This is a genomic window from Methylocella sp., from assembly GCA_037200525.1.
Classification (GTDB): Bacteria; Pseudomonadota; Alphaproteobacteria; order Rhizobiales; family Beijerinckiaceae; genus Methylocapsa.
In genome coordinates this window covers 3,162,429-3,181,024 of the sequence record JBBCGG010000001.1, presented here as the reverse complement: position 1 = coordinate 3,181,024, position 18,596 = coordinate 3,162,429, and the positions used below count along the sequence as shown (strand labels likewise).

Genomic DNA, 18,596 nt, shown 5'->3' with positions numbered 1-18,596 from the left:
GACAAGCGGGGAGGAATGGGCATTTGCCGTGTGAACCGCCGGTCAGACGGCTCACTCTTTGATGAGCTGTCCGGAATAAATGACTGGGCCCGTCGGATCGCCCGTGGGGGAGCCGCCTTCGGGCTCAACTGTCACGGCGAACGTCGCCTTCTCCAGCGACAGTCCGGCAGGCAACGGCATTTTGATCGCGTCGCCGGCCACGACGCCCATTGATTTTGGTGCCTTGCCTTGGTCGATATACCAAAGCTCCAGGCTTTTGCCGGACGGGGCTTCGACAGCAACAGGGCGCACGAACACATTGCCGGAGCCAAGATCTACGCGAACGATAAGCGCTGGGTGATCGCCGCCGCGATTGACCACCGCCACGTATGAAGGCAACACGCTTTTGTGGTGGAATAATTCACGGTCGGCGACGAAAATCGCCAGCAAGGCCGCCACCGCGCCGACGCTCAGCGCCGCTCCGCGCCACCGATTGAGCGAGCGGCGCAGCGCCGCCATTGTCGGACGCTCGGTCAGGCCGCCTTCGATCGCGGCAAAAGACGGCGCGAGGAACGCGCGGCTTTGCGAAGGCGGAAGGGCATTTTCGATCCGCTCCCAGATCACTGGCGGCGGCGCTACGTCGGCAATAGCGACGCTGAGCGGCGCAAGGCGCTTTTCCCATTCGGCGACGGCCGCGCGCGCCGCTTCATCATGCGCGAGCACGCTTGCAAAAAGCGTTCGCTCATCCACGTGCAAGGTGCCGAGCACATATTCCGCCGCCAGAATTTCGCGTTCCTCGCTCATTGGGCCGTTTGCAGGCATGCTTTCAAAGCAATAAGGCTTCGATGCAGCCATGTCTTGACCGTATTCACGGGCTTATCGAAGCGGACGGCAAGTTCATCCCGAGAATAACCTTCGTAATAAGCCAACAGAACGCAGCTTCGGGCCGGCTCTTCTATTTCTCCGAGACAATGGCGCAAAGCCGCGATGTCCATGATGTCCGCCTCGCGATCGCGCGGCTCGGCGATTTTGTCGCCCCAGTCGCCATCTTCCAAGTGATCGGGGAGAGATGTCAGATTCTTCTGGCGCAGCACATCGATTGTACGATTGCGGGTAATGGAGTTGAGCCAGGCTTGGGGCGGCCCCGCCTCAATAGAAAAAGCGCCAGCGTTGCGCCAAATTCTAAGAAAAACATCTTGGAGAATATCTTCCGCCAGAGATCTGTTGCGAATGATACGTAATATTATCGCGAAAAGTTTCGGCGATGTTTGATCGTAGAGCTGGCGGAAAGCAGCGCGATCCCCGCTCCCCACAGCGACGAGGAGCTTTGCGAGGCCGGCTTGTTGCTCAACGCTTTGCAAAAATGCTTCCCCCGGCCCATCTCGGACTATCGCAACCTTAAATTCAGGGGACTCTAGCAAAAAAAGCCCCCTCACGTCAGGAAAACCGCAAGACTCTCGGCATTTAGTGAAGTTATCTAAACCTTAGCGCGACCTAGGCGCTCAAGGACATGGCGCGCCATGCCGACGGCGAGTTCGCGCTCGCCCAGAAATACAGTCCCCGCGTTCTCTTGCTCCAGCAGGGCCGCCTCGTCTTCATTATGGCTGCGGACAACCGTCTCAATGCCCGGATTGACCCTGCGGGCTGTGCTGATCATCTGACGGGCGTTCAAGGTATCCGGCGTCGCGACGACGAGCATGCTCGCTTTGGCGATATGAGCCTGGATCAAGACAGGCATATCGGCCGCATCGCCCCATACTGCCGGGATCCCTTTTTGCCTGCATTTTTCGACGATTTCGCGATTTTGGTCGACGACCACATAAGGGATGTTTTTTTTCGCTCAAGGCCGCGCCGATGCGCCGCCCAACCCGGCCATAGCCCACGAGCACGATCTGTTTGGCCAGGTATTTGTCTTCGGTCGACATCGGAAGCTCAGCCAATGGATCATCGGTACGCTCGGCCATCCGCGCCAGCGCCGATCCCGATTTGATCCAATCCTGGAGCGGCTCCAATGCGCTGAAAACCAGCGAGTTCAGGGTTATGGAGATCAAGGCGCCCGCCAGGATCAGGTTCTGACCCTCGCGGGATAGCAGTCCGAGGCTGACGCCCAGTCCCGCTAAAATGAACGAAAATTCGCCGATCTGCGCAAGGCTCGCCGAAACAGTAAGAGCGGTATTCCAGGGATAGCGGAATGCCGCGACCAAAAGTGCGGCTGCGAGCGATTTGCCGACTATGATGATTAGGAGGACGCCCAGCACGCGCCAAGGATGCTCGACAATAATGCTGGGATCGAACAACATGCCGACCGAGACGAAGAACAGCACGGCGAAGGCGTCGCGCAGCGGCAGAGATTCTTCGGCGGCGCGGTGGCTGAATTCGGATTCCCGGATCACCATGCCCGCGAAAAATGCGCCGAGGGCGAAAGACACTCCAAATAGCTCGGCGGCGCCATAGGCCAGACTGACGGCGGCCGCCACCACGCAAAGGGTAAAAAGCTCGCGCGAGCCCGTGCCGGCGATCTGCCAAAGCAGCCAGGGAAACACCCGGCGCCCAACCACGAACATGACCGCGACAAAACCCGCGATCTTCACGAATGTGAGGCCGAGCGTCCACCAAAGGTTAGCCTCGGCCCCTTCGGGAGCCCTGCCGCCGAGGGCTCCCGCCAGAGGCGGCAGCAGCACCAGCACCAGCACCATGGCGAGGTCCTCGACGATCAGCCAGCCGACGGCGATCCGCCCATTCGTCGTATCAAGCAAATTGCGCGTCTCGAGAGCCTTGAGCAACACGACGGTGCTGGCGACCGACAGAGCCAAACCAAACACCAGGGCGGCGCCAAGTCCCCAGCCCCAGGCAGAGGCAAGACCAGCGCCGAGGGCGGTTGCGACAGAGATCTGCAAAATCGCGCCCGGCAAGGCGACTTTCCGAACCTCCCAGAGATCTTCGAGCGAGAAGTGCAGGCCGACGCCGAACATCAGCAGCATGACGCCGATTTCGGCGAGTTCGGCCGCGATCTCGCCATTGGCGACAAAACCGGGAGAGAAAGGTCCGATCAAGATTCCCGCGAGAAGGTAACCGACCAAAGCCGGAATCTTCACCTTCGCTGCGAAGAAGCCCAACACAAGCGCAAAGCCGAAAGCTGCGGCGATGGTGGTAATCAGCGGGACGGCGTGATGCATCGACGCTTCCTCTTCGATTTCCGCCCGAATCGCGCGCGATTCATAGGTACCGGCCGGGGACGCTTATCAATATCCCGGTTTCCGCAAAGCGGCCCGCCCGAAATTAGGGCAACTCGATGCAATCGAAAAAGACCTTACGCCGTCTCAGGCAACGCATCCGAAAAGCCTATGGTTTTTCGCGATGATGCTCTAGCCGGGCGCGACAAAACTCAGCACGCGGTCTTGCGGAAAGTCATACAGCTTGCCGGTCTGCGTCCAGTTTGGCCCGCAAAGGGCGACGATTTTGGGCGCAAGATCTTCCGGCGTCCGCAAGCTCATCGGATCTTCGCCTGGCATCGCCGAGGCGCGCATGCGCGTGCGTAGCGGACCGGGATTGACGGCCATCACTCTGACCGCCGTGATGTTCTTCGTCTCCGCCGCATAGGTGCGCACCAAAGCGTCGAGCGCCGCCTTCGATGCCACGTAAGGTCCCCAGTAAGGGGCGAAATCAGCCGCATAGCCTGCGCCGGCTGAGATGAATACCGCGCGCCCCGCCTCAGAAGCGCGGAGGAGGGGATCGAGAGAACGAATGAGGCGCCAATTGGCGGTGACATTCACCGCGAATGTATCCTCCCATTGGCGCGGCTCGACATGGCCGAGCGGCGTGACTGGCCCTAAAACGCCGGCGTTGCCAATGAGGATGTCGAGCTTTCCCCAACGCTCATAAATGGCCCTACCGAGACGATCGAGCGCGTCGAAATCCTTAATATCGCAGGGCGTTAGAGTGGCTTCCCCGCCCAAGGCGCGGATCGCGTCATCGAGTTCCTCGAGCGCGCCCTGAGTGCGGGCGAGAGCGATAATATGCGCGCCAGCCCTCGCGAGCTCCAGAGCAACGGCGCGGCCAATGCCGCGTGAAGCGCCGGTCACAAGAGCGATGCGGCCGCCAAGAGAATCAGACATGAAAAGGATTGCTCAAAAGGAACGCGACGGATGGCGAATCTTATCCGCTTCGAAGAAAAGCGGAAGCGGGCGCGCCGCGACTTTGGAGCTGGAACAGGCCTAGCTTGCCTCGGCTAGGAGCGAAAGCTGGCTTTTCGTTTCACCGCTAACATCGGTCAGATGGGTTGGATAATCGCCGGTGAAACAGTGATCGGTGAACTGCGGACGCATCGGATCCCGGCCGTTCTCGCCCATTGCGCGATAGGTGCCGTCAACCGACAGAAACGCCAGCGAATCGCAGCCAATATATTCGCGCATTTCCTCGAGCGTATGCGTTGCGGCGAGCAGATTTTCGCGCACCGGCGTATCGATGCCGTAATAATCTGGATGAGTGATCGGCGGCGAAGAAATCCTGAAATGCACTTCGCGCGCGCCTGCGTCGCGCATCATCTGGACGATTTTGACCGAGGTCGTGCCGCGTACGATGGAATCATCAATCAGCACGATGCGTTTGCCGGCGACTACGGCGCGATTGGCGCTGTGCTTCAGACGAACGCCCAGTTCGCGGACGGATTGGGTCGGCTGAATGAAGGTGCGGCCGATGTAGTGATTACGGATGATGCCAAGTTCAAACGGAATGCCAGATTGCTGCGCATAGCCGATAGCGGCAGGCACGCCCGAGTCCGGCACGGGCACCACGACATCCGCCTCAACGCCCGACTCGCGCGCAAGCTGCGCGCCCATCGCCTTCCGCACATCATAGACAGGGCGTCCATGGACAACGGAATCCGGCCGCGCGAAATAAATATATTCGAAAATGCATGAGCGCATTTGTCGCGGCGGAAATGGGTGCAGGCTCTCGATGCCGCTTTCAGAAATGACGACGATTTCGCCGTTTTCGATATCGCGTACGAAACGCGCGCCAATTATGTCGAGCGCGCAGGTTTCAGAGGCAAGAATGTAATGTCCGTCGAGTTCGCCAAGCACAAGCGGCCGGATGCCGAGAGGATCGCGGGCGCCGATCAGTTTCTTGTTCGAGAGCGCGACGAGCGCATATGCCCCTTCGATGGCGCGCAAGGCCTCAATGAAGCGCTCGACCACGCGCGGGCGCCGGCTCCGCGCCATGAGATGAAGGATCACTTCGGTATCGGAGGTCGACTGATAGATCGCGCCGCTCTGCACAAGTTCGCGTCGAAGCGAAAGCCCATTGGTGAGATTGCCGTTATGAGCGACCGCAAAACCGCCGGAGTTCAATTCCGCGAACAGCGGCTGCACATTGCGCAGAATGGTTTCGCCCATCGTCGAATAGCGCACGTGGCCGATCGCCGATTCGCCGGGAAGCCGCTGTATGGTTGAAGCTTTGGAAAAATGATCGCCGACAAGACCCAGCCGGCGCTCCGAATTGTATCGCCGACCATCGAAAGAGACGATGCCCGCCGCCTCCTGACCGCGATGCTGCAAGGCGTGCAGACCAAGCGCTGTAATCGCTGCGGCGTCCGGGTGGCCGAATATGCCGAACACCCCGCACTCTTCGCGCAATCGATCGCCGTCGAGATCGAAATCCATCGAATCCTGGTCGGAATTCCCAGCATCGGCCATGAACTGTCTCCCGAAAATGCCCGATCGAACGACGCAGCGCCGAAAACATTTCGCCCGAAGGTAGAAACCCAGCGTCGGCGGTTATCTAAATCAGAAAGCCATTGGCTTTAGCGGGCGCCACAAAACCTACATAGTCTACCCTGGACGATTCGTCGACCCGGCCTTGGTAGGATTTTTTGCGACTTTAGGTCGCCATCGCGGTGCGGATGGTCAGGTCTTTTTGCCGCCGCCGGTCTTGTCCGCCGGAGCCGGCGACGCCGGCTTCTGCTCGATATCGCTGTCCGGCGCAGGCTCTTCGCTGGGCCCCGCTTTGGGTTTCTTGAGCTTGGCGAGAAGGCCTTCCGGATCATCGGGAAGAAAGGCCATGAGCTGGTCGCCGGTCGCTCGCAAAAGCGGCCGCATGCGCGCCGACTTCACCCATTCGGGCTGGGTTTTTTCGGGAACGAGCCAGCTGAAAAAGACGAAGGCGATAACGCAGAGGAGCAGGCCTCGCGCCGCGCCGAAGACAAATCCGAGAGAGCGATCGAGCGCGCCAACCTTGGAATCGAGAATTGCATCAGACAATTTGATGGTGATCAGCGAGACGATGATCAGGGTCGCGAAAAACACGGCGGCGGCTGAAACGGCGAGCGCGACCGGCTCCTTGCTGATGTAGGGTTTGACGTAAGGAAGAAGCAGCGGATGAAGATAAATCGCCGCGACCGCCGCCGCGCCCCAGGAGGCGATGGCGAGAACCTCGCGGGTCAACCCGCGCAGCATTGCGAGAAAAGCTGAAATCAATACGACGACGATCAAGCCTAGATCGAGATAGGATGGCATTATCTTCCGGCCCCTCGCTCGCAAATCCACGTTTCATGCTGGCCGGCGCGCCCCAAAGCCGCGATGATCGCCTGGGCCGCCGGAGGCGGGCCGCAAGTTGCGGATTTTGCTGCCCGACTCTGCAAAGCCTTATAGCGAGGCGGCAAGCTACAGTCACCCCGCAAAGAGAAAGCTTGCGAAGCGCCGCGCCACATCTTCTTGAGAGGCGCGCAGCTCACGCGTTCAACCCCGCTTTTGCCGTGCGTCCGACCTCGGCTTGTTTGCGCCGATTTCCGCGACCAAACCTGAAATATGCTTGCAGCTGCTCACAATGAGATCTTTGGAAGACCCGTTTCCGCGCTCCGGCGGCCCTTGAGGTATCGTCGCGCGGCAAAATCCGAGCTTGGTCGCCTCCTTGAGCCGCGCGAGGCCATGCGCCACCGGACGGATCGCGCCCGATAGCGCGATTTCGCCAAAGAATACCGAATCGGCGGCAAGGCTGATGCCGCTCAAAGACGAGACCAGAGCCGCCGCGGCGGCAAGGTCAGCCGCCGGCTCGCCAACTCGCAAGCCGCCCGCGACGCTGAGATAAATGTCATATTGACCGAGCTTCAGCCCTGCGTGCGCTTCGAGAACGGCGACGACCATCGCGAGGCGCGAGGCGTCCCACCCAACCACGGCGCGGCGCGGCGTCCCGAGCGAGCTTTGCGCGACAAGGACCTGAAACTCCACAAGAAGCGGACGTGAGCCTTCCATCCCGGCGAAGACTGCGGCTCCGGGGGCCACGGCGTCTCGCGCCGATAGAAAGAGCGCTGACGGATTGGCGACTTCGGCAAGCCCGCGGCCGGTCATCTCGAAGACGCCAATTTCATCGGTCGGGCCGAAGCGGTTTTTGACCGCGCGGAGTAACCGAAGATCGCGGCCGCCTTCGCCTTCGAAAGAAATCACTGCATCGACCATATGTTCGACTACGCGCGGTCCGGCGATCTGACCGTCTTTCGTGACGTGGCCGACGAGAATTACCGCTGCGCCCGTCGTCTTCGCAAAACGAATCAGGGCCTGCGCCGCGCCGCGTACCTGACTGACAGTGCCGGGCGTCGATTCGATGAGGCTCGTCCACATGGTCTGGATCGAATCGATCACCACGAGGGTCGGGCGCTTGCCGTGGCTGAGCGTTGCTATGATGTCTTCGACGCTGGTCTCGGCGGCGAGCTCTACGGGACTTGCACCGAGGCCAAGGCGCTGGGCGCGGAGGCGAACCTGATCCACCGCCTCCTCGCCTGAAATATAGACAACGCGTTTGTCCGTTCCGGCGAGAGTGGCGCATGCCTGAATGAGTAAGGTTGACTTGCCGATGCCCGGTTCTCCGCCGAGCAGCAGCACGGAGCCGGGGACGAAGCCGCCGCCGGTCACGCGATCAAGCTCGCCTATGCCCGTCATGATGCGCGGCGGCGCCGGACGGTCGGTCTCGATCAGGTTAGAGAGGTTGAAAATCCGGCCTTTGCGGGAACCGAGCGCCGCCTGCGCGCCGATCCCCGACGCAGCGTTCTCCTCAATAATGGTGTTCCATTCGCCGCAGGCCTCGCAGCGTCCTTGCCAGCGATTGGTGACCGCTCCGCAATTCTGGCAGACGAATGAGGGGCGCTGCTTAACCATCGGTCGGCTGGCCTGCGTCGTAAATCCAATATTCTATATAGGTATCATATAGATGAGAGATTTTCCTCAGATAACTCATCATCTCGTCGCTCCGCGGCGACAATGACGCCGCCCCTTGTTGAGGACCGAGCCTCGCGCGGAGACTTTGGAGAGAAGAGCGTGATTCATCGATGCTCCGGCAGGGCTTCCTCGCGAGCGAGGTTGGAAAATCGCGTCACTTCCGCCTCGAAAGCGAGTTCGACGGAGCCAGTCGGGCCGTGGCGCTGCTTGCCGATGATGACTTCGGCTCGACCATAGGCGCGCTCCATTTCGGTCTGCCACGCGACAAATTCTTCGGTCCCTTCGCGCGGCTGCTTGTTCTTTAAATAATATTCCTCGCGATAAACGAACATGACGACGTCGGCGTCCTGTTCGATCGAACCCGACTCGCGCAAATCCGACAATTGCGGGCGCTTATCGTCGCGGCTTTCGACCTGCCGCGACAATTGCGAGAGGGCGATTACCGGAACATTCATCTCTTTCGCCAAAGCTTTCAGCCCGGTCGTGATTTCCGTCACTTCCTGGACGCGGCTGTCGCCCCGGCTTTTTGAACCGCCGAGCAATTGCAAATAATCGACGACGAGCAAATCAAGTCCGCGCTGGCGCTTGAGGCGGCGCGCGCGTGCGGTCAATTGCGCAATAGAGAGACCGCCGGTCTGATCGATATAAAACGGGATGGACTGCATTTCCCGCGCGGCCTCGGCGATGCGATGAAATTCGATCTCCGTTATATCGCCCCGGCGGATTTTATAGGACGCGACGCCTGATTGTTCGGCGATGACGCGGGTCGCCAATTGTTCGGCGGACATTTCGAGCGAGAAGAACCCGACGATCCCGCCATTGGTGGTTTCGGGAACGCCATCGGGACGCATCCTGAACTCATAGGCCTTGGCGATATTGAAGGCGATATTGGTGGCGAGCGCGGTCTTGCCCATGCCCGGTCGGCCAGCCACGATGACAAGATCGGAGGCCTGCAATCCGCCCATGTAGCGATCGAGATCAGTAAGGCCGGTGGCGATGCCCGAAAGGCGTCCGTCGCGCTCAAAAGCCTTCGCCGCCATGTCGACCGCTATGGTCAGCGCGTCGGAAAAGCGCTGGAACCCTCCCTCATAGCGGCCAAGTTCGGCGATCGAGTAGAGCTTGCGCTCAGCTTCCTCGATTTGCTCGCGCGGCGAATCGGCGACCGGCGCATCATAGGCCGCGTTGACGATATCCTCGCCAATTAGGATCAGATCGCGGCGCACCGCGAGATCATGGATGGTGCGGCCATATTGCTCCGCGTTGATAACGGTCGTCGCCTCAGCGGCGAGGCGGGCGAGATATTGCGGCACGGTGACGCCGCCAAGGTCGTGCTCGCCGAGAAACGTCTTTAACGTGATTGGCGAGGCGAGCTTGCCGGCGCGGATCAATTGCGCCGCAATATCAAAGATGCGCCGGTGCACATCTTCGGAAAAATGCTCGTGTTTCAGAAAATCCGAGACGCGATCGAAGGCGTCATTATTGACAAGGATCGCGCCAAGAAGGGCCTGCTCGGCCTCGATATTATGCGGGGCGAGGCGAAAGGCCGGCTCCGCCGTCGTTTGGCGCATGAGCCTTTGAGCGAGATTTTCGGTTGGCGGCATAGGGCTATCTCACTGCGTCGCGCCGCTGCGACGGCGGCACCGAATCAGGATTTTAAGCGAACTGCCCTTGTTGCACGCCGGAGGAAAGAATCGGAAAGAATCTTTGCTGGGGCCGCCCAGGGTCCCACTATTCACATAGGGTAGCCAATGAGACGCTTGTTTGCGCCGGCGCCGTCGAATAGAGCTTGACAGCTGGGAGAGCGGCTCCCCTGGCCGAGCCAGCGCCTTTGCTTATGGCGGCCCCATGATCGATCTTCTCGGTTGCAACGCGGTTAACCCGAGGACCGTCCGCACTCAATGGGCTTACTCGCGCCCGATGACGGACGGGATTTCCGAACTCGGCATTTTGCGCGGGCGCGGCTGCGGGCTCGCCATGCATTTCCACGAAGAATTTCAGATCACCTTCGTTCTTGCCGGCCGCCGCGCGCTGCAATTGGGGGACGACGTCATCGAACTGACGTCCCGTCAGTGCGCCTGCATCCCCGCCTGGACGCCGCATCGCTCCCTCGAGGGATCTTCCGATCTTGTCAGCGTCAACGCCTATCTTCCAGCCGGCCACTATGCTGCGACGGCAATGCTGGCCGAGATCGAACGCGAATGGCGCATGGTCGAAGGATTTGAGTGGCGCGAGCTTGCAGCTCTCATCCGCGCCCACCGCGCGGACGAGAGCGCCGCCGACCGATCGATCGCGGTCCTTTCTCGCGGCTGCGAATCCGTAAGCCGCCGCGCCTCGCGGACAGGACAGAGCCGCGAAGGGTTTTCGCGCGCCTTCGCCAAGCGCTACGGCATGCCGCCGCACGCTTTCGAAATTGTCTGCCGGCTCAATCGCGCGCGGGACTTGCTGCGGGCCGGAGAAGCAGTTGCGGCCACGGCGGCGGAGACCGGCTTCGCCGATCAAAGTCATCTTGGCCGATGGTTTCGGCGCGCTTTCGGCGTAACTCCGGGCCGCTATCGCCTCGGCTGAGGCACGATCACAAATGTTCCAGACCTGCCCTGTCCGGCTCTGCTTAAATGCTAGTGGATGGGAGAACAGGCATGGATTTCGGACTTTATTTGCTGGTTGTCGGGGCCGGGGTGAGCCTTGTCCTGCAGCAGGCGCTCAACTCCAATTTGCGCCTCGAGCTGGGGTCGCCGTGGTGGGCTGGATTGGTCAGCTATCTTGGCGGCGGTTTGGCCATGCTGGCGATGGTCATCGCGCGGGGCGAACCGTTATCGGCGAGCGCAGCGGCGCAAACATCCTGGCATTCATGGACCGGCGGCCTGTTTGGGGCGATCTTCATCGGCGTCGCGATATTCATGGTTCCACGGCTTGGCGCCGCGACTGTCGTCGCTCTGATCGTCGTCGGCCAGATGCTCGGATCGCTGACTTTCGATCATCTCGGTTTACTTGGCGTGCCACAGCATGACGCCAACCCCATCCGGCTAGCCGGCGCGGCCTTTTTGATTCTCGGCGTGGTATTGATCCGCTATTGATTGGGGCGCCGCAGGCATTGTCGCGCGCGAGCGCAGCCTACCATTCCTCATCCTGCTTGCCGCCGCACGCCTTTCTTTCGAGACATTGGCAGCGGCCGGTGTTTTGCTGGCAATAGGGTTTACGGGTCGGCGCGCAGCCATAGCTGGCGCGGTCCTGACCAGCGTAAGAGCCGCCGCACGCGCCTTCGGAATCCTGCGCCCTAGCGACGTCAAGCACAGCGAGGCTCAGAAGAGCGCAAGCGAAAATGAAAAAAACTCTGTAGATCATTCCGGGTCCTGCCGTCGTATTTTCTAAATATTTCGCGCCTTGAGGAGGGCTTGGCGCTGGTCGGCCCTCACCCGTTCTGCAAAAGCCGCGCCGCGCGCGGCGCGAAATAGGTCAGCACGGCGTCGGCGCCGGCACGCTTAAAGGCCATCAGGCTTTCGAGCATCGCTTTGTCGCCGTCGAGCCAACCATTATTCACGGCGGCCATGATCATCGCGTATTCCCCGGACACCTGATAGGCGAAGGTCGGAAGGCCGAAGCCATCCTTCACCCGGAAAATAATGTCGAGATAGGGTAGGCCGGGCTTCACCATCACGATATCGGCGCCTTCGCTGATGTCTTGCGCGACTTCGCGCATCGCCTCATTCGAATTGGCCGGGTCCATTTGATAGGTGCGCTTATCGCCAATGAGCGTCGCCCCGGTTCCGACGGCATCGCGAAACGGGCCATAGAACGCCGAGGCATATTTCGCCGCATAGGCCAGGATCTGCACCGATTGAAAACCTTCCGCGTCAAGCGCGGCGCGGATCGCTTTGACGCGCCCGTCCATCATGTCCGAAGGCGCAATCATGTCGGCCCCGGCGCGGGCCTGATTGAGAGCTTGTTTGACCAGAACCGCGACGGTCTCGTCGTTCAGGATTTCGTCGCCGCGCAGAAGGCCATCATGGCCGTGGCTCGTATAGGGATCCAGCGCCACATCGGTGATGACGCCGAGCTGCGGCGCTTTCTCTTTGATTGCAGTCACTGCGCGGCAAATCAGATTATCGGGATTGAGCGCCTCGCTGCCGGTTTCATCGCGCAGAGTTGGGTCGACATAAGGAAACAGCGCGATCGCCGGAATGCCGAGTTCGATCGCCTCACGCGCGGCGTCGACGACCCCGTCGATCGAAAGCCGCTCGACCAGCGGCATGGAGGCGATCGGCTCGCGCAGATTAGCGCCCTCGATCACGAAGATCGGCCAGATCAGGTCAGCGGAGGTCAGCGTATTTTCGCGCACAAGGCGGCGCGTCCAATCCGATTTCCGATTGCGGCGCAGGCGCAAGGTCACGCTAGGCGGTTGCGCGGGCGATCGCTGCTCGGCGGGGGACGCCTCCAGCGTCGATGGCCTTGCGAGGGCTAGAACCTCCCGCAGGGGGGGGCGCTTTGGTTTTGGCTTGAGTGGCCAAATCATGCAAAACTCTTTCGCGTCAATATGCCTTAAGACCAGCCCGATCTGTAAGCCGCGCCATGATTCCAAGCAAGTTGGAGACCCTGCGGCAAAGCCGACTTTCGCGCTAAATTAAGTAAAACAGAGGTGAAGAATGGGATTGCTCGTCGATGGCGTATGGCGCGACCAATGGTATGATACCGACGCCGCGGGCGGCCGCTTCGAACGCGACGCCGCCAGATTCCGTAATTGGGTGACGCCCGACGGCGCGCCGGGGCCGACAGGGCAGGGCGGCTTCAAGGCGGAGCCTGGGCGCTATCACCTTTATGCGGCCTATTTCTGCCCTTGGGCGCATAGAACTTTAATCTTTCGCGAACTCAAAGGCCTTGCGCCTCTTATCGGCGTTTCAATCACGCATTGGCTGATGCGGGAGAATGGCCTCACCTTCGCGCCGGGCGATGGCGTCATCAAAGACCCTATTCATCACGCGCGTTTTCTCTACGAGATCTATCGCGCCGCCGCGCCGGACTATTCCGGCCGGGTCACCGTGCCGGTCCTGTGGGACAAAGAGCGCGGAACGATCGTCTCGAACGAATCCTCCGAAATCATTCGCATGTTCAATTCCGCTTTTGGCGACGTCGGGGCCAACTCCATTGACCTCTATCCGGAAGATCTGCGCCCGGAAATCGACCCCCTCAATGCGCGCGTCTACGCCACCCTCAACAATGGGGTTTACCGGGCCGGTTTCGCCACGACGCAAACGGCCTATGAAGAGGCTATCGGCCCGCTGTTCGCGACCTTGGATTTCCTCGAGGAGCGGCTGGCGGACCGCCGCTATCTCTGCGGCGATCGCGTGACCGAAGCCGATATCCGGCTGCTGACGACCCTGCTACGGTTCGACATTGTTTATGTCGGCCATTTCAAGTGCAATATCAAACGCATAGCCGACTATCCAAATCTATCCGGCTATGTCCGCGATCTCTATCAAATCGACGCCGTCGCGGCCACGTTCCGCCCCGATCATATCAAAAATCATTATTATCAGAGCCATTTGAACATCAATCCGACTGGCGTGACGCCGGTTGGGCCGCAGATCGATTTCTCGGCGCCTCACGAGCGGAGCCGGATCGGCTCTTTGACGGGATAGACGCGCTCAGAACGTCGGTTCCGGCGGCTCCAGACTTTGCCTCGCCTTCACGACGACTGAGGGATCGCGTCCAGCATTTGCCGCGAACGCGAGCAAGAGCGCTTCATCGGAAGCGATAAAATCAAGGACGCCCGAGAAAAACCCGGGCTCCGCCGCGGCGGCGCGCAAATCATCGACCGACAGACCGGACAGCGCCATGAACCGTTCGAGTTGAACCGGATCGGCGGCGATAAAGGTCAGTGCGTCGATCGCGAGACCTTCTGCCATTTCCGTCGATTGGGCGGATTTGCCCCGAAATGGCCGATTCTCCCCGCTTTGCATATTGGCGGTTTCCCTTTCGTCAATTTCTATCCGTTAAAGCTTACGCGTATGATTAGGCGGCTCCGGGGGTGAGAGTCGTCCACCGCCCGCGACGGCGGGACAGGTCTTCAATGAAAAAAACGATTCTGATCGTAGAGGACAATGAGTTGAACATGAAGCTGTTCAACGACCTTCTCGAGGCGCATGGCTTCAAAACCGTGCAGACCCGCAATGGATTCGATGTCGTCGAGCTGGCGCGGTCGCACAGGCCCGATCTCATATTAATGGATATCCAATTGCCCGAGGTCTCGGGACTCGACGTCACCAAATGGCTCAAAAGCGATGAGGACCTGCGCCATATTCCAGTGATCGCGATTACCGCTTTTGCGATGAAGGGCGACGAGGAAAAGATCAGGCAGGGAGGCTGCGAAGCCTATCTGTCAAAACCGATCTCGATCGTAAAGTTTCTGGAAACCGTGCGCAATTATTTACATGAACAATGAACCACGCACGAACAATGAATTCCGCATGACGCAAGGCCCCTGCGCCAGTGGTGCGCGTCAATCTTCCGGAAGGGGGCGAGCATGACCGCTCGGATTCTGGTCGTCGATGACATCCTCCCCAACGTCAAGCTGCTCGAAGCGCGGCTGACCGCCGAATATTTTGAAGTCATCACCGCCACCAATGGACCCGACGCATTGAAAATCTGCGGCAAGGGCGATTGCGATATCGTTTTGCTCGATGTGATGATGCCGGGAATGAATGGATTTGAAGTCTGCCGCCGGCTGAAACTTGATCCGACGACAGCCCACATTCCAGTCGTCATGGTGACGGCGCTCGATCAAGCCGCCGATCGTCTGAGGGGCCTTGAGGCGGGGGCGGATGATTTCCTCACCAAGCCGATCGACGAAATTGCGCTTCTTGCGCGGGTGCGTTCGCTGTCTCGAATGAGGCTTACCCTCGACGAACTCAGAACAAGAGCCAAACGCACGGCAAAACTCGGGATCATCGATCCGCTCCCCGACGCGATGGCGGAAAGCGGCGCAAACGGCCGCGTCATGGTCATTGACGACCGTCGCTCCTCTGTCGAGAGGATCGCGCAAGCATTGAGCGCGATCCATGACGTCGAACTCCAAACGGACGCAAAAGAGGCGCTGGCGAGGAGCTCCAACGAAAACTACGACCTATTCATCGTGAGCCTCAGCCTGACAGGCTATGACGGTCTGCGCCTTTGCGGCCAGATCCGTTCGTTCGAGGCGACCCGTCAAATCCCGGTGCTCGCCGTCGCGGAGCCGGAGGATCGCGATAGAATCCTCCACTGTCTCGAGCTCGGCGCGAACGATTATCTTTTGCGGCCAATTGATCGCAATGAACTTCTCGCACGGGTGCGCACGCAAGTGCGCCGCAAACGCTATGCTGATTGTCTGCGTCAGAATGTAGAAGCTTCCATCGAAATGGCTGTCGTGGACCCACTGACAGGGTTGAACAATCGCCGCTATCTGGATGCCGCTCTCGCCACGCTCGTCGATCAGGCGGGGCGCAGAGCCAGGCCGCTTTCGCTGATGATGCTCGACATCGACCGCTTCAAGACGGTGAATGATATTTACGGCCATGAGGCCGGCGACCATATCCTGCAAGCGTTTGCGGCCCGGGTCAAACAGCTGATAAGGAGCGCCGATATTTTTTGCCGGCTCAGCGGCGACGAATTCGTCGTCGCAATGCCAGGCGCCGATCTTGATATCGCCATCAAAATCGCCGAGCGCGTCCGCGCCGGAGTGGCCAGCGACGGTTTCGCCGTTTCAGCCGATAAACGGGCGCTTTCCGTTACGGTCTCAATCGGGCTCGCCGAAAGCGCCAGTGACGCTTCCGAGCTTCTGCGCCGGGCGGACAAGGCCCTCTACCGCTCCAAACAAGCCGGTCGGAATCGCGTTTTTGTCGACGCTGGGCCGGTCCGCGCTCAAAGCTTCGCCGGACCGCAAGCCAGCAAAGCGATCTGAGCATCCAAACCGTTAACGAAAGACTCGAACGCTCCCAACAAGTCATTGCATTCTGGCGCCAGCGCGCGGTAACGTTCCATCGCCGAGCCTTTAGATCTGGCGCGGCGCGGGGACGGGTTCGTTTAAGAAAGACCTAGCCGCGCCTCTGCGCATATGATGCGCATTCGGCGACTTGACTGATAGTTACCCTACGGAGTGCTCAGGTCCGCCGCATCTCCTGGGTCCGTAGGGTCGGCCGGCGCGCAAGTAGATTTGGAGTGGCCTCCTCGAAACGGCTACTTGCCGCCGGCCACCTTCGCTGGGAAGGCGTCTCTTGTGCGGAGCCGCGCCTTGCGGCGCCGCCTAGACCACGACAAGTTCGGATGCGTTGGCGAAGGCTGCCCTCTCCTGAATGAAGGCGAAGCGAGCTTCAGGCCGGTTGCCCATCAGCCGCTCGACTGAGTCCGAGGTATCTTCCTTGTCTTCCGCGAGCACCACCACCCGCAGCAGGTTGCGCTTCTTCGGGTCCATAGTAGTCTCTTTGAGCTGGGCCGGAAGCATTTCCCCTAAGCCTTTGAAACGGCTTATTTCTATCTTACCCTGTCCAGTCAAAGTACTGGCGATTAATTCGTCGCGATGCGCCTCGTCGCGGGCATAGACTTGGCGCGACCCCTGAGTCAGCCGGTACAAGGGCGGGACCGCCAGATAGAGATGCCCGGCCTCGATCAGTTTTGGCGTTTGCCGGTAAAAGAAGGTGATTAGCAGCGACGCGATATGAGCTCCATCGACGTCGGCGTCGGTCATGATGATGACCTTCTCGTATCGAAGCTCCTCCTCCTTGTAGTGCGAACTGACGCCGCAACCCAGAGCCTGAACGAGATCGCTCAACTGCTGATTGGCGGCGAGCTTGTCCCGCGTGGCGTTGGCGACATTCAAGATTTTGCCGCGCAACGGTAGAATTGCCTGATTGGCGCGATCCCGCGCCTGCTTCGCGGAGCCGCCTGCGGAATCGCCCTCAACGATAAAGATTTCAGATCCTTGGGCTGAATTGTTCGAGCAGTCAGCGAGCTTTCCGGGCAGCCGCAACTTTCGGCTTGCGGTCTTGCGGGCCACATCTTTTTCGGCGCGGCGACGGAGTCTTTCCTCGGACCGTTCGACGGTCCAATCAAGGAGTTTCAAGGCGTGCGAGGGCGCGGCTGCAAGCCAATGATCGAACGCATCCCGCAAAGTGGCTTCGACGATGCGCGAGGCTTCCGTCGTCATCAGGCGCCCTTTATTTTGGCCCTGAAATTCCGGCTCGCGAATGAAAACGGAGACGAGAGCGGCGCAAGACGTCATAATGTCTTCGCTGCTGATCGCTGCGGCGCGTTTGGCTTGGCCGATCCGCTCTGCGTGATCCTTAAGGCCGCGCAGCAAAGCCGCCCTCAGGCCGGCCTCGTGAGTCCCGCCGTCCGGAGTTGGAATGGTATTGCAATAAGAATGAACGAAACCATCGTCGAGACTGAGCCACGCCAGCGCCCATTCGAGCGATCCGTGACCGCCGGGCTTCTCCACCTTGCCAGCAAAAATGGGCTCTATGACAAGGTTTTTGCCTTCTATATCTTGGATCAAATAGTCTTTGAGCCCGCCGGGAAAACGAAAAACCGCTTCCGAAGGGATATTTGAATTCGGTTCAAGCAATTCGGGCGCGCAATGCCATCTTATTTCGACGCCGCCAAACAAATAGGCTTTGGCGCGCGCCATCTTGAAAAGCCGCGCCGGCTTGAAATGCGCGCTCTTACCGAAAATCAGCTCATCGGGTTTGAAGCGCACGCGCGTGCCGCGCCGATTCGGCGCTTTGCCAACCTGTTCGAGCTTGCTAACCGGCTTGCCGCATTGAAATGCCTGCCGGTAGAGCAGCTGTCCCCGCGCGACCTCGACCTCAAGGTCGGCTGAAAGCGCGTTGACGACAGAGACGCCGACGCCGTGCAAGCCGCCCGATGTCTGATAGGCGCCCGAGTCGAATTTTCCGCCCGAGTGCAGCGTGGTCATGATGACTTCGAGGGCGGATATCTTCGGAAATTTGGGATGCGGATCAACCGGGATCCCGCGCCCGTTGTCGGCGACGGCGAGAAAGCCCGAGGCCTCGTAATTGACGTCGATGAAAGTGGCGTGGCCCGCCACCGCCTCGTCCATGGCGTTATCGATGACTTCCGCAAAAAGATGGTGCAGCGCCGCCTCATCCGTGCCGCCTATGTACATGCCGGGGCGACGCCGGACCGGCTCCAGCCCTTCCAGAACTTCGATCGAGGCTGCGGTATAGCCGGATTCGCCAGGCGTTCCGAAGCTTGGCGTCCGGAGCGAGGCCGACGCCCCGTCCTTCGAGGCAACCGCAGTAGCGCGGCGCGCCGGAGGCTGCTTGCGCGCAGCGCCGCCGAAAAGATCACCATTATTGGTCATGAATCCGACAATCCTCTCATTAGCCCCTTATGCCACGATCAAGGCGGGAACGGAACAGAACG

General features: G+C 60.1%; 16 protein-coding genes and 1 pseudogene. 5 read left to right on the top strand and 12 right to left on the bottom strand.

What is annotated here, in order from left to right; translation table 11 throughout:
- Positions 1 to 51 precede the first annotated feature (51 nt).
- The 8 genes and pseudogenes from WDN46_15635 to WDN46_15600 form a co-directional block, all read right to left on the bottom strand.
- Positions 52 to 783 carry an anti-sigma factor gene (locus WDN46_15635; protein MEJ0094797.1) on the bottom strand — a complete coding sequence of 244 codons (732 nt, stop codon included), beginning with the start codon at positions 781 to 783 and terminating at the stop codon, positions 52 to 54.
- Positions 780 to 1,340, bottom strand: coding sequence for a sigma-70 family RNA polymerase sigma factor (locus WDN46_15630; GenBank protein ID MEJ0094796.1), 561 nt, complete (start codon positions 1,338 to 1,340; stop codon positions 780 to 782). The genes WDN46_15635 and WDN46_15630 overlap by 4 nt, the downstream gene beginning before the upstream one ends.
- A 116-nt stretch (positions 1,341 to 1,456) precedes the next feature.
- Positions 1,457 to 3,155: pseudogene (ybaL, locus tag WDN46_15625) on the bottom strand (YbaL family putative K(+) efflux transporter).
- Positions 3,156 to 3,344: 189 nt separating this feature from the next.
- The gene (locus WDN46_15620) at positions 3,345 to 4,094 is read right to left on the bottom strand and encodes an SDR family NAD(P)-dependent oxidoreductase (protein ID MEJ0094795.1); all 750 of its coding nucleotides are present in this window, start codon (positions 4,092 to 4,094) and stop codon (positions 3,345 to 3,347) included.
- Between the two features lie 99 nt (positions 4,095 to 4,193).
- Entirely contained in the window at positions 4,194 to 5,672 is a 1,479-nt protein-coding gene (gene purF, locus WDN46_15615) for an amidophosphoribosyltransferase (protein MEJ0094794.1), read from the bottom strand.
- A gap of 210 nt (positions 5,673 to 5,882) precedes the next feature.
- Positions 5,883 to 6,491 carry a CvpA family protein gene (locus WDN46_15610; GenBank protein MEJ0094793.1) on the bottom strand — a complete coding sequence of 203 codons (609 nt, stop codon included), beginning with the start codon at positions 6,489 to 6,491 and terminating at the stop codon, positions 5,883 to 5,885.
- Positions 6,492 to 6,713: 222 nt separating this feature from the next.
- A complete protein-coding gene (gene radA / locus WDN46_15605; GenBank protein MEJ0094792.1) occupies positions 6,714 to 8,126 on the bottom strand; it encodes a DNA repair protein RadA in 1,413 nt (470 codons plus the stop codon).
- A gap of 164 nt (positions 8,127 to 8,290) precedes the next feature.
- Complete coding sequence (locus tag WDN46_15600) at positions 8,291 to 9,787, bottom strand: replicative DNA helicase (GenBank protein ID MEJ0094791.1); 1,497 nt, start codon at positions 9,785 to 9,787, stop codon at positions 8,291 to 8,293.
- 244 nt (positions 9,788 to 10,031) lie between these two features.
- On the opposite strand from WDN46_15600, the gene WDN46_15595 reads away from it, so the two are divergent.
- Both WDN46_15595 and WDN46_15590 read left to right on the top strand, forming a co-directional pair.
- Positions 10,032 to 10,751: an AraC family transcriptional regulator gene (locus WDN46_15595; GenBank protein MEJ0094790.1), complete on the top strand. Its 720-nt coding sequence runs from the start codon at positions 10,032 to 10,034 to the stop codon at positions 10,749 to 10,751.
- Between the two features lie 71 nt (positions 10,752 to 10,822).
- Positions 10,823 to 11,260, top strand: coding sequence for a DMT family transporter (locus tag WDN46_15590; protein ID MEJ0094789.1), 438 nt, complete (start codon positions 10,823 to 10,825; stop codon positions 11,258 to 11,260).
- A gap of 37 nt (positions 11,261 to 11,297) precedes the next feature.
- On the opposite strand, the gene WDN46_15585 is transcribed toward WDN46_15590, so the two are convergent.
- Both WDN46_15585 and hemB read right to left on the bottom strand, forming a co-directional pair.
- Positions 11,298 to 11,477, bottom strand: coding sequence for a hypothetical protein (locus WDN46_15585; GenBank protein MEJ0094788.1), 180 nt, complete (start codon positions 11,475 to 11,477; stop codon positions 11,298 to 11,300).
- Between the two features lie 118 nt (positions 11,478 to 11,595).
- Complete coding sequence (hemB, locus tag WDN46_15580; GenBank protein MEJ0094787.1) at positions 11,596 to 12,696, bottom strand: porphobilinogen synthase; 1,101 nt, start codon at positions 12,694 to 12,696, stop codon at positions 11,596 to 11,598.
- A 130-nt stretch (positions 12,697 to 12,826) separates the two neighbouring features.
- Between hemB and WDN46_15575 the strand changes: the two genes are divergently transcribed.
- On the top strand, positions 12,827 to 13,819 hold the full coding sequence (locus tag WDN46_15575) for a glutathione S-transferase family protein (protein ID MEJ0094786.1): 993 nt from the start codon (positions 12,827 to 12,829) through the stop codon (positions 13,817 to 13,819).
- A 6-nt stretch (positions 13,820 to 13,825) separates the two neighbouring features.
- On the opposite strand, the gene WDN46_15570 is transcribed toward WDN46_15575, so the two are convergent.
- The gene (locus WDN46_15570; GenBank protein MEJ0094785.1) at positions 13,826 to 14,086 is read right to left on the bottom strand and encodes a DUF3572 domain-containing protein; all 261 of its coding nucleotides are present in this window, start codon (positions 14,084 to 14,086) and stop codon (positions 13,826 to 13,828) included.
- A 164-nt stretch (positions 14,087 to 14,250) separates the two neighbouring features.
- On the opposite strand from WDN46_15570, the gene WDN46_15565 reads away from it, so the two are divergent.
- Together WDN46_15565 and WDN46_15560 are read left to right on the top strand one after the other, a co-directional pair.
- The gene (locus WDN46_15565; protein ID MEJ0094784.1) at positions 14,251 to 14,622 is read left to right on the top strand and encodes a response regulator; all 372 of its coding nucleotides are present in this window, start codon (positions 14,251 to 14,253) and stop codon (positions 14,620 to 14,622) included.
- A gap of 81 nt (positions 14,623 to 14,703) precedes the next feature.
- Positions 14,704 to 16,116 (top strand): PleD family two-component system response regulator, encoded by a 1,413-nt coding sequence (locus WDN46_15560; protein ID MEJ0094783.1) that lies wholly within the window; start codon positions 14,704 to 14,706, stop codon positions 16,114 to 16,116.
- A gap of 342 nt (positions 16,117 to 16,458) precedes the next feature.
- On the opposite strand, the gene parE is transcribed toward WDN46_15560, so the two are convergent.
- Entirely contained in the window at positions 16,459 to 18,534 is a 2,076-nt protein-coding gene (gene parE / locus WDN46_15555; GenBank protein MEJ0094782.1) for a DNA topoisomerase IV subunit B, read from the bottom strand.
- Between the last annotated feature and the right edge of the window lie 62 nt (positions 18,535 to 18,596).